The sequence below is a fragment of the Pseudomonas folii genome (assembly GCF_014357575.1).
GTDB lineage: Bacteria > Pseudomonadota > Gammaproteobacteria > Pseudomonadales > Pseudomonadaceae > Aquipseudomonas > Aquipseudomonas folii.
In genome coordinates this window covers 32,936-43,478 of the sequence record NZ_JACONW010000037.1, presented here as the reverse complement: position 1 = coordinate 43,478, position 10,543 = coordinate 32,936, and the positions used below count along the sequence as shown (strand labels likewise).

General features: G+C 57.1%; 8 protein-coding genes and 2 tRNA genes. 2 read left to right on the top strand and 8 right to left on the bottom strand.

Features of this window, described 5'->3' with window-relative positions; genetic code table 11:
- From dnaB to rnr, 7 genes are all read right to left on the bottom strand, one after another.
- The coding region (gene dnaB / locus H8S59_RS10395) for a replicative DNA helicase (RefSeq protein WP_095092340.1) at nt 1-1,392 on the bottom strand (1,392 nt) is incomplete at its 3' end.
- Nucleotides 1,393-1,518: 126 nt separating this feature from the next.
- Nucleotides 1,519-1,965 carry a 50S ribosomal protein L9 gene (gene rplI, locus H8S59_RS10390; RefSeq protein ID WP_020293665.1) on the bottom strand — a complete coding sequence of 149 codons (447 nt, stop codon included), beginning with the start codon at nt 1,963-1,965 and terminating at the stop codon, nt 1,519-1,521.
- 19 nt (nt 1,966-1,984) lie between these two features.
- Nucleotides 1,985-2,875, bottom strand: a complete 891-nt coding sequence (locus H8S59_RS10385) for a hypothetical protein (protein WP_187521353.1) — start codon at nt 2,873-2,875, stop codon at nt 1,985-1,987.
- A 37-nt stretch (nt 2,876-2,912) separates the two neighbouring features.
- Nucleotides 2,913-3,143 carry a 30S ribosomal protein S18 gene (gene rpsR, locus H8S59_RS10380; RefSeq protein ID WP_002551829.1) on the bottom strand — a complete coding sequence of 77 codons (231 nt, stop codon included), beginning with the start codon at nt 3,141-3,143 and terminating at the stop codon, nt 2,913-2,915.
- Between the two features lie 28 nt (nt 3,144-3,171).
- Nucleotides 3,172-3,597, bottom strand: a complete 426-nt coding sequence (rpsF, locus tag H8S59_RS10375) for a 30S ribosomal protein S6 (RefSeq protein ID WP_027900435.1) — start codon at nt 3,595-3,597, stop codon at nt 3,172-3,174.
- A 288-nt stretch (nt 3,598-3,885) separates the two neighbouring features.
- The gene (rlmB, locus tag H8S59_RS10370) at nt 3,886-4,650 is read right to left on the bottom strand and encodes a 23S rRNA (guanosine(2251)-2'-O)-methyltransferase RlmB (RefSeq protein WP_187521352.1); all 765 of its coding nucleotides are present in this window, start codon (nt 4,648-4,650) and stop codon (nt 3,886-3,888) included.
- Nucleotides 4,647-7,277, bottom strand: a complete 2,631-nt coding sequence (gene rnr / locus H8S59_RS10365) for a ribonuclease R (RefSeq protein WP_187521351.1) — start codon at nt 7,275-7,277, stop codon at nt 4,647-4,649. Before rnr ends, rlmB begins: the two co-directional genes overlap by 4 nt.
- 225 nt (nt 7,278-7,502) lie before the next feature.
- Between rnr and H8S59_RS10360 the strand changes: the two genes are divergently transcribed.
- Nucleotides 7,503-7,589: transfer RNA gene (locus H8S59_RS10360), tRNA-Leu, on the top strand.
- A 226-nt stretch (nt 7,590-7,815) separates the two neighbouring features.
- A tRNA-Leu gene (locus H8S59_RS10355) sits at nt 7,816-7,902 on the top strand.
- Nucleotides 7,903-8,404: 502 nt separating this feature from the next.
- On the opposite strand, the gene H8S59_RS10350 is transcribed toward H8S59_RS10355, so the two are convergent.
- Nucleotides 8,405-10,339: a methyl-accepting chemotaxis protein gene (locus tag H8S59_RS10350; RefSeq protein WP_187521350.1), complete on the bottom strand. Its 1,935-nt coding sequence runs from the start codon at nt 10,337-10,339 to the stop codon at nt 8,405-8,407.
- Nucleotides 10,340-10,543: the final 204 nt, after the last annotated feature.

Genomic DNA, 10,543 nt, shown 5'->3' with positions numbered 1-10,543 from the left:
CTCGTCTTCGAAGTTGTAACTGCCCGGCGCGAGGTTTTCAAAGCGGGTGTATTTGCCGATGAACGCGAGCCGCGTTGTCCCGATTGGACCGTTACGCTGCTTGCCGATGATGATCTCGGCGATACCTTTGTGCTCGGTCTCCGGGTGATACACCTCGTCCCGGTAAACGAACATGATAACGTCGGCGTCCTGCTCGATCGCTCCGGATTCCCGCAAGTCGGAGTTGATCGGGCGCTTGTTCGGACGCTGCTCCAGGGAGCGGTTGAGCTGCGACAGGGCAACGACCGGGCAGTTGAATTCCTTGGCGAGGGCTTTCAACGAGCGGGAAATCTCGGAAATCTCGTTGGTCCGGTTATCACCACCGGAACCGGGGATCTGCATCAGCTGCAGGTAGTCGATCATGATCAGGGCGATGTCGCCGTGCTCACGCACCAGACGTCGTGTCCGGGCGCGCATTTCCGACGGACTGATACCGGCCGTATCGTCGATGAACAGCTTGCGCTCGTTGAGCAGATTGACCGCAGAAGTCAGGCGCGGCCAATCATCGTCTTCCAGGCGACCGGCACGGACCTTGGTCTGGTCGATACGTCCCAACGACGACAACATACGCATGATCAGCGATTCACCTGGCATCTCCAGGGAGTAAACCAGCACCGCCTTGTCGCTGCGCAACACGGCGTTTTCCACCAGGTTCATGGCAAACGTGGTTTTACCCATGGAAGGACGACCGGCGACGATGATCAAGTCGGCCGGTTGCAGGCCGCTGGTCTTCTCATCCAGGTCGGTGTAACCGGTGGACAGGCCGGTGATCGCGTTGTCGGTATTGAACAGGGTATCGATACGGTCGATGGCCTTGGTCAACAGGTCTGTAACGCTCACTGGACCGCCGGTCTTCGGACGCGCCTCGGCAATCTGGAAAATCTGCCGCTCGGCTTCGTCGAGGATTTCAGCAGCGTTGCGCCCTTCCGGGTTGAACGCGCTGTCGGCGATTTCGGTGCTGATGCCGATCAATTGCCGCAACGTCGCCCGCTCACGGACGATTTGCGCATAAGCCTTGATGTTGGCAACGGACGGGATGTTTTTCGCCAATTCGCTGAGATAGCCCAGGCCGCCAACCTGCGAGGTCTGGCCTTCTTTTTCCAGCTGCTCGGCCAGTGTAACCACGTCGATGGGCTGGTTCTGGTCAGCCAGACGGGCGATGGCGCGAAAAATCAAACGGTGGTCATGTCGATAGAAATCGCCATCCGACACCTGATCGAGCACACGCTCCCAAGCGTTGTTGTCCAGCATCAGACCACCGAGTACTGCCTGTTCGGCCTCGATGGAATGCGGCGGCACCTTCAGCGCGGCGGTTTGCAGATCATATTGCTCAGGGGCGGAGATATCGTTCATGACCACTCAGAATCAGGGGTTGTGAAAAAACCAACTGTACAGAAAGACAAAGGGCACGACCTGTAAACAGGATCGTGCCCGATGTTAATCCTCTAGCGAGCAAGTCGCCAGACGATTACGTACTGCTTAAGCAGCCACCACAACAACGCGAACGGTTGCTTCTACGTCGCTGTGCAGATGCACGGCGACGTCGAATTCGCCAACGTTACGGATGGTGCCGTTCGGCAGACGAACTTCGCTTTTTGCAACTTCAACGCCAGAGGCGGTCAGTGCATCAGCGATGTCGTGGGTGCCGATCGAACCGAACAGCTTGCCTTCGTCACCAGCGGTGGCAGTGATAGTCACTTCCAGCTCAGCCAGTTGGGCAGCGCGAGTTTCGGCAGAAGCTTTTTTGTCTGCAGCCAGTTTTTCCAGCTCGGCACGACGCTCTTCGAACGCAGCAATGTTAGCAGCGGTCGCAGCGGTAGCTTTGCCGTAAGGCAGCAGGTAGTTACGACCGTAACCGGCCTTAACATTTACTTTGTCGCCCAGGTTGCCCAGGTTCGCGACTTTTTCCAGAAGGATCAGTTGCATGTGAAAATCCTCTTAACTTTTAACCTTCACCGTTCGCGCTATCGGAGTCTTTCGATCCCAGACGACCGCGAAAATCAATCAGGCTGTCGACAATGGCAATAACCACGAGCAACGGACCTATCAGGTGCATGAATGGCACCAGCGTGACGTACATCCCCACCAGCCAGAAACTGGCCAGTTTTTTCTGCGCCACCAGCCCGTGAATCAGGGCCAGCCCGGCGAAGGCCAACGGTATGCTCAACAACGGCAACAGAATCAACATCTGTACGCTGAGCATCGGCCCTACAAACATCGCTGCGAGCAACGATAAAGCCAGTTCTTTCGGGATTCTGATCTGACGAAATTCGCGACCAAAACCACCGGGGTTGTACAACATCGCCTGCCAATAGCGCCCAAGAATCAGGCACAACACACTGAAAATCTGAAGCGTAACCGCTATCGAACCGATGATCAGGGGTGGAATCAGTGAAGCGAAGGTAACTCGCTGGTCAGCCGAGAGTTTCTCGTAGACCTCACCGAAAGCTTGAGGCATGAGTTTCTCGAACTCCTGACTCAAGCTGTCAACCATGGGACTGAACACCGTTCCAAGGCTCACTGCACACAACAACCCGACTACCACGCTGACCAGCAGCGCGCGATTCCAGGTGTGGCCTGCGCGTAAAACCAGCGACAGACCACAAGCCCCAAGCAACACTAACAGTGCACTGGGATCTTTCTGGAAGTACCAGCAAACCAACGCTGAAAGCACTCCCACACCAATGACGCCAATGGCGTCCGAACCGCGCCGCAGTAGCACAAGACTAGCTGCGGCGGCACTCACACAGTACAACAGCGGCAATGCCGCAAATCCGGCCACAACCAGCATGGCCTGCAAACGTCCCCGCATGATGAATTCAGCCAAGGCGCGCATGCATTAGATCCCTTACTACTTTGTCGACTGCCCGGTCTCAGCGGCCGTGGCTGTCGGTGTAGGCCAGCAGGGCCAGGAAGCGGGCACGCTTGATAGCGGTGGCCAGCTGACGCTGATAACGTGCTTTGGTACCAGTGATACGGCTTGGAACGATTTTGCCGGTCTCGGATACGTATGCTTTCAGAGTGTTGAGATCTTTGTAATCGATCTCTTTCACGTCTTCAGCGGTGAAGCGGCAGAATTTACGACGACGGAAGAAACGTGCCATGTGATTGGCTCCTTAAAAGGTCCGTGGATTACTCGTCAGCGTTATCGCTGTTGTCGCTGTCATCACCATCAACGCCATCGGCGCTGTCGGAGTGCTCAGGACGGTCGCGACGCTCACGGCGCTCACTGCGGTTTTCTTCAGCCTTGAGCATCTCGGACTGGCCAGTTACGGCTTCGTCACGACGGATGACCAGGTTACGGATCACTGCATCGTTGTAGCGGAAGTTGTCTTCCAGCTCGGCCAGAGCCTTGCCAGTGCACTCAACGTTCAGCATCACGTAGTGAGCCTTGTGAACATTGTTGATTGCGTAAGCCAGTTGACGACGGCCCCAATCTTCCAGACGGTGGATTTTGCCGCCGTCTTCTTCGATCAGCTTGGTGTAACGCTCTACCATGCCGCCGACTTGCTCGCTTTGATCCGGGTGGACCAAAAAGATGATTTCGTAATGACGCATGAATGCTCCTTACGGGTTGTAGCCTGCCGCCAATAAGCGGTCAGACAAGGAGTGAATGACACTGTTAGTCTTGCTCAGGGACAGGCACATGAGCGCCTGCCGTGACAGCAAGGGGCGCAATTGTAGAGAAGGGGATGCAGAGGCGCAAGGCAATTGGTGAATATTTGAGCAGCGAAGATTCGTAGGACCGGCTTTAGCCGGGAGGGCGCTATTCCTGACGAGGAATATGCATTGGCTGTCCTGCCCTTCTCCCGGCTAAAGCCGGTCCTACGAATAAATCATTTTGCCTCAGGCTTTCTTGGTTCCAGCCGCTTTCACATTGCGCTGACGCAACGCTTCGAACAGGCAAACACCTGTCGCAACCGAGACGTTCAGGCTGCTGACGCTGCCTGCCATCGGCAGACGCACCAGGTAATCGCAATGCTCACGGGTCAGGCGACGCATGCCTTTGCCTTCGGCACCCATGATCAGGATGGTCGGGCCAGTCAGGTCCTGCTGATACAACTCCTGCTCGGCCTCACCGGCCGTACCGACAACCCAAAGGCCACGCTGCTGGAGCTTCTCCAGGGTGCGCGCGAGGTTGGTCACGGCTACCAGCGGAATTACTTCAGCCGCACCACAAGCCACCTTTCGCACTGCAGGCGTCAGGGTTGCGGACTTGTCTTTGGGGACAACAACCGCCAGCGCTCCGGCAGCATCGGCAGTGCGCAGGCACGCGCCGAGGTTGTGCGGATCGGTTACACCGTCAAGCACCAGAATCAACGGCGCGCCTTCAGTACGATCCAGCAGCTCATCGAGCATTGCCTCGCCCCAGACCTGGCTCGGACTGACTTCCGCGACAACACCTTGATGCACACCATCAACCCAGGCATCCATTTCGCGCCGCTCGGCCTGGCCGATCGAAACGCGATTTTCACCGGCCAACCCAACCAGCACTTGAACGCGAGGATCGTTACGCCCCTCGGCCAGCCAGATTTGCTTGACCCGCTTAGGGTGGTGACGCAACAGCGCTTCTACAGCGTGCACGCCGTAGATTTTTTCCAACTGACTCATGACTTCGCCTTGGGCTTACGCGCCCCGCCGCTTTTCGCAGCTGGAGCCGAACCCGCTTTCGGCGGGCCTTTACGGTGTTTACTGGGTTTAGCAGGTCTGTCCGACGACGGCGCAGAACCGGCTTTACCGGACTTTCCCGACGATGCCTTGCTACCACCCTTCGCTTCAGCCAGCAGAGCCTGTTTCAATTCGCGACTTTTGCGTACTTCAGCGTTTTTCGCGGCTGCATCACTAGGCCGGTAGGCCTCGGGTTCTGCACTGGCCTTGGCTTTAGCTTTGGCCGGACGCTTGCTCGGCGCACGCTCTGGCACAGCGGCTTTTTCAGCAGGCTGCGGCTCGGCACCGCGACGCTTGCGGCCAATCGGGGCGCTGATGGTTTTCTCGGCCATCTCGAAATCGATCTTGCGCTCATCCAGATCAACGCGCATGACGCGCACTTCAACGGTGTCACCCAGGCGGAAGCTACGACCGGTGCGCTCGCCCGCCAGGCGGTGATGCAGCGGATCGAAATGGTAATAATCGCCCGGCAAAGCGGTGACGTGCACCAGACCTTCGACATAAATATCAGTCAGTTCAACAAACAGACCAAAACCAGTCACAGCTGTGATCACGCCCGGGAAAGACTCGCCTACGCGGTCTTTCATGAACTCGCACTTGAGCCAATTAACCACGTCACGCGTAGCCTCATCGGCGCGGCGCTCGTTCATCGAACACTGTTCACCCAACTGCTCGAGAATGGCATCGTCGTACGGATAGATACGAGCTTTCGGGATTACGGCAGCGCCTGCTCGGCGCACGTGCGGCGTGTCCTGCTTCGAGCGAATCACGCTGCGGATTGCGCGGTGAGTCAGCAAGTCCGGATAGCGGCGAATCGGCGAGGTGAAGTGGGTATACGCCTCGTAATTCAGACCGAAGTGACCGTTATTGTCAGAGCTGTATACCGCCTGACTCAACGAACGCAGCATGACAGTCTGAATCAGGTGATAGTCCGGACGATCACGTACGGTTTCCAGCAACGCCTGATAATCCTTCGGCGTCGGACCGTCTTTACCCTTGTGCAGAGTCAGACCCAACTCCCCCAGGAACGCGCGGAGTTTTTCCAGGCGCTCAGGTGGCGGACCATCGTGCACGCGGTAAAGCGCAGGAATCTCATGCTTCTTGAGGAATTCAGCCGTGGCCACGTTGGCAGCCAGCATGCACTCTTCAATCAGCTTGTGAGCATCGTTACGAGTGGTCGGCCGGATTTCAGCGATTTTGCGCTCGGTACCGAAGATGATGCGGGTTTCCTGCGTTTCAAAATCGATAGCGCCACGCACATGACGAGCCCCGAGCAACACCTTGTACAGCGCATAAAGCTGCTTGAGGTGCGGCAACACATCCGGGTATTCGCCACGCAGCTGGCGGGCGTCGCTGGTCTTCGGCTGTTCGAGCATGGTGCTGACCTTGTTGTAGGTCAGACGCGCATGAGAGTGGATCACTGCTTCGTAGAACACGTAGTCAGTCATCTCGCCGGACTTGGAGATGGTCATCTCGCAAACCATGGCCAGGCGATCAACGTGCGGATTCAACGAGCACAAGCCATTGGAAAGCTGCTCAGGCAGCATTGGCACGACCCGCTCGGGGAAGTAAACCGAGGTGCCACGCACCTGCGACTCAGCGTCCAGAGCAGAACCGATCTTCACGTAGCTCGACACGTCAGCGATGGCGACGTAAAGCTTCCAGCCGCCCGAGAACAGACGCAGTTTGCCGGGCTTGGCTTCGCAATAAACCGCGTCATCGAAGTCGCGAGCATCTTCGCCGTCGATAGTGACGAACGGCAGATGGCGAAGGTCGACGCGATTTTCTTTGTCTTTTTCTTCAACTTCCGGCTTGAGCTTGGCGGCTTCTTTGAGCACGGCCTCTGGCCAGACGTGAGGAATATCGTAGGTGCGCAGTGCGACATCGATTTCCATGCCGGGCGCCATGTAGTTGCCCACGACTTCAACGATATCGCCTTGAGGCTGGAAGCGCGGCGTCGGCCAGTGGGTGATTTTCACCTCGACGAACTGACCGATCTTCGCGTTGTTGTTGCGACCCGGAGTGACCAGCACTTCCTGCTGGATTTTTGGATTGTCAGGAACGACAAAACCAATGCCGCTCTCTTCGAAGTATCGGCCGACCACGGATTCGTGGGCACGGGAAATCACTTCAACGATCACGCCTTCGCGGCGACCGCGACGGTCCAGGCCGGAAACGCGTGCCAGAGCACGGTCACCATCGAACACCAGACGCATCTGGGCCGGACTCATGAACAGGTCATCGCTGCCATCGTCAGGAACCAGGAAGCCGAAACCATCACGATGCCCGGAGATGCGCCCCAGGATCAGGTCCAGCTTGTCCACCGGGGCATAGGTGCCACGACGGGTATAGATCAACTGAGCGTCGCGCTCCATGGCTCGCAAACGGCGGCGCAGGGCTTCGAACTGATCTTCAGTTGTCAGGCCAAATTCTTCCACCAACTGCTCACGACTCGCTGGCGAACCGCGATCGGAGAGGTGAGCCAGGATCAACTCACGGCTGGGGATAGGGTTTTCGTATTTTTCCGCTTCACGAGCGGCCTCGGGATCGAGGGACTGCCAATCGGCCATTAGATAGTTTTCACCTTGTCTATATGGGGGCTAGTTTGGCATACACCTCTTGAAACGGGAAATTTCACACTCGAACAACGCCTGAAAAACCCGTGACCGGATGCAAAAAAGCCTTTAAATACACCGCCTGCGATTTTTTTCAAATATTTTAACCACTGGGGGTTTACAGTGCAAAAGGCGCTCCGTATAGTGCGCGCCATCGAGAGGTAGACGCTTGTCGATATTGCCCAGATGGTGAAATTGGTAGACACGCCAGCTTCAGGTGCTGGTGACCGCAAGGTCGTGGAAGTTCGAGTCTTCTTCTGGGCACCAATTCAGAGCAGCAGATTGTAAAATCTGATGACTCTCCCAAAAACCCGCGAAAGCGGGTTTTTGCATTTCAGGGTTTTGGTTTAGCGCTTTTTGCTTGATGCCTCTGTTTGCTGCTTTTGGATGCCCGAGCAGAAAAAGCATTTATTAAAACCAAAACAGGGGTTTACAGATCAAAACCTGCTCCGTATAGTGCGCTCCATCAACGGCGTGCAACGCTGCTGATGCTGCCCAGATGGTGAAATTGGTAGACACGCCAGCTTCAGGTGCTGGTGACCGCAAGGTCGTGGAAGTTCGAGTCTTCTTCTGGGCACCAATTCAAACAAAACCGAGCCTTGCGCTCGGTTTTGTGCTTTCTGGGGTTTGGAATAAGTCACGGGCTTTATTCAAACCCCCGCCTACAGAACCTGCGCAGCCCCGCAGGACCGGCTTCAGCCGGGAGGGCGTCCGGATAGTCGCTAAATTTTCTTTGGCAAAAATACCGCTCCCGGCTAAAGCCAGTCCTACGGGATTCCAGGCGAACATGGAATCTCCCAATGAATCACTGTTGACGTGGGACCGGCTTCAGCCGGGAAGAGGCCGGGACAGTCGCTAAATTTTCTTCGGCAAAAATACCGCTCCCGGCTAAAGCCAGTCCTACGGGATTCCAGGCGAACATGGAATCTCCCACAGGAATCACTGTTGACGTGGGACCGGCTTCAGCCGGGAAGAGGCCGGGACAGTCGCTAAATTTTCTTCGGCAAAAATACCGCTCCCGGCTAAAGCCAGTCCTACGGGATTCCAGGCGAACATGGAATCTCCCCAGCCAATCCCTGCAGTTAAGCCCTAAACTGCCCCAGACTTGCCTTCAACTGTGCAGCCAGACCATCCAGTACTTTGCCGCTCGCCGTAGTCTCTTCAACGACTTGCGCGGCACGCTGGGCCTGGGCGTGGATCACTTCCACACGCCCTCGCACTGCGTGTGCGCCTTCTGCCTGATGCGCCGCAGCCTTGGTCGCCAGACCAATCGCCGTGTGCACCTGCTCAACGGATTCCTGCACCGATTGCTGCAACCTGACGCTATTGCGCAGCACCGCCAGGCCTTCATTAGCCTGCCGCCCCGCCAGACCAATGGCCGCCACAGCCTCTTTCGCACCCGATTGCAGCGCACCGATGTGCGCCTGAATATCACCCGTGGAGCTTTGCGTCTTGCTCGCCAACGCACGAACCTCATCGGCGACCACCGCAAAACCGCGCCCGGTTTCCCCTGCCCGCGCAGCTTCAATGGCTGCGTTCAGCGCCAACAGATTAGTCTGCTCGGCAATACCGTGAATAACCTCCAGAACCACTTCGATCTGCTCGCTCTGCTGCGCCAGTCGCTCAATAACTTTTGAACCGGTTTCGACCTGCTCCGCCAGCGCTTCAATCAAGCCGCCCACCTGATTCGACGTGCGCGTGTTTTCATCAGTCGCCTGACGAATATCCACCACCTGCCTCAGCGCTGCCTGCATCGCGTGGCTCTCGGACTGAGCTTCGTCGGCCATGTGCTCAAGCGCTTGCAGACTGGCAGCCACTTCATCACGCTGCATGGCGGCCGCAGCACCTGCACCCGCGTTGCGCTGACTCATCGCATTGATTTCAACACCCGTGCGCTGAGCAACATCTCCAGCTTCGCGAACAATGGGCTGAAGCTTGGCGACAAAACGATTCACCGCTGCCGCCATGTCGCCGATCTCATCGTTACTGTCGATTTTGACCCGCTTGGTCAGATCCCCCTCGCCCGCCGCCAGATCATCCAGTGCCGCGATCAACAGTAGCAGTTTGTTAACCACCCTGCGCCCCAACACGACTGCCAATAGCAACAGGACGCCCAACCCCACCAGGGCAAGGCCCATACCTATCCGCCAGCGCAGCGTTTCAGACGCTTCCTTTACCGCTGACGTTGTGTTGGTAGCCATGGCAGAAGCCGCGTTTTGCGCCGAATCAAGGCGTGAACGCAGGGCTGCCGAGCTTTCCTTGGACGCGCCTCCCAGGCTTTCGGAAACCAATTGCCCGCCGCTGGTGATCAGCGTCGCGAAACGCTTGTCGAGAGCGACGAGGTTTTCTTCAACGGTGGCAGTGGAAACACCCATGCGTACTTTGCCGATTTCAACGCCGTTCGGGCTGATGGACGCCTCGACGTAGTAAACCGAACTGTCGGTTTTGGCAGCGTTCAGCACTTTATCCATTGCCCGCTCGCCCTCGCCTTTGGCAAGCAACGCCTGAATCAGAGGGTTTTCGCGATTCAGATAACGGGTCAGGTGCTCACCCGCCGCATCGTCATAAATCACGAACAACACATTGGGATTGCGCTGAGCGCGACGAGCGAATTCGGACAGCGTCGGCGTGTCGTTATCCCACATTGCGCGAGGTGCCACGGCAGCCAACAGTTCGGCCATATCGGTGGCTGAATCCTTGAGGTCTTTTTCCAGGGTGGCACGCAGTTGCGCCTGCTCATCCTTCAAACGGGCGGCAAGGCCTGTGCTCAAGCGCTGACTGGTACTGGTGGCAAGATTGTCGAGACTGGAGGTGACTTCGCGACTTGCCTGCTCCAGCTCGGAGGACAAGTGTTGCGAATCTACACCCAGGCGACTCGCAAGATCGGCTTCAAGCGCAGTAACAGTGCTCCGGGTAAGAGCGACCGCAACCAGCACCTGCACCAAAAGAGCGATGCCAAGTGCAATAAACACGGGGCGCAGCAAGCGGCTGCGCAAGAGAGAGAGGACAGCTGACACGGGGAATCCCTCCACCATCGGCGCCATTAAAATGATGGCACCTTTTCTGACGCTTATTACAGCAATCGCCGTGCCGTTCCAAGGACTATCCGATTCTAGAGGCGCTACGCGCTGTGGGACCGGCTTCAGCCGGGAATGGGCCGCTGCATCCAGCAGATATTTGACGGCAGGAAATTCAGTCTTCCCGACCAAGGCCGCTCCCAC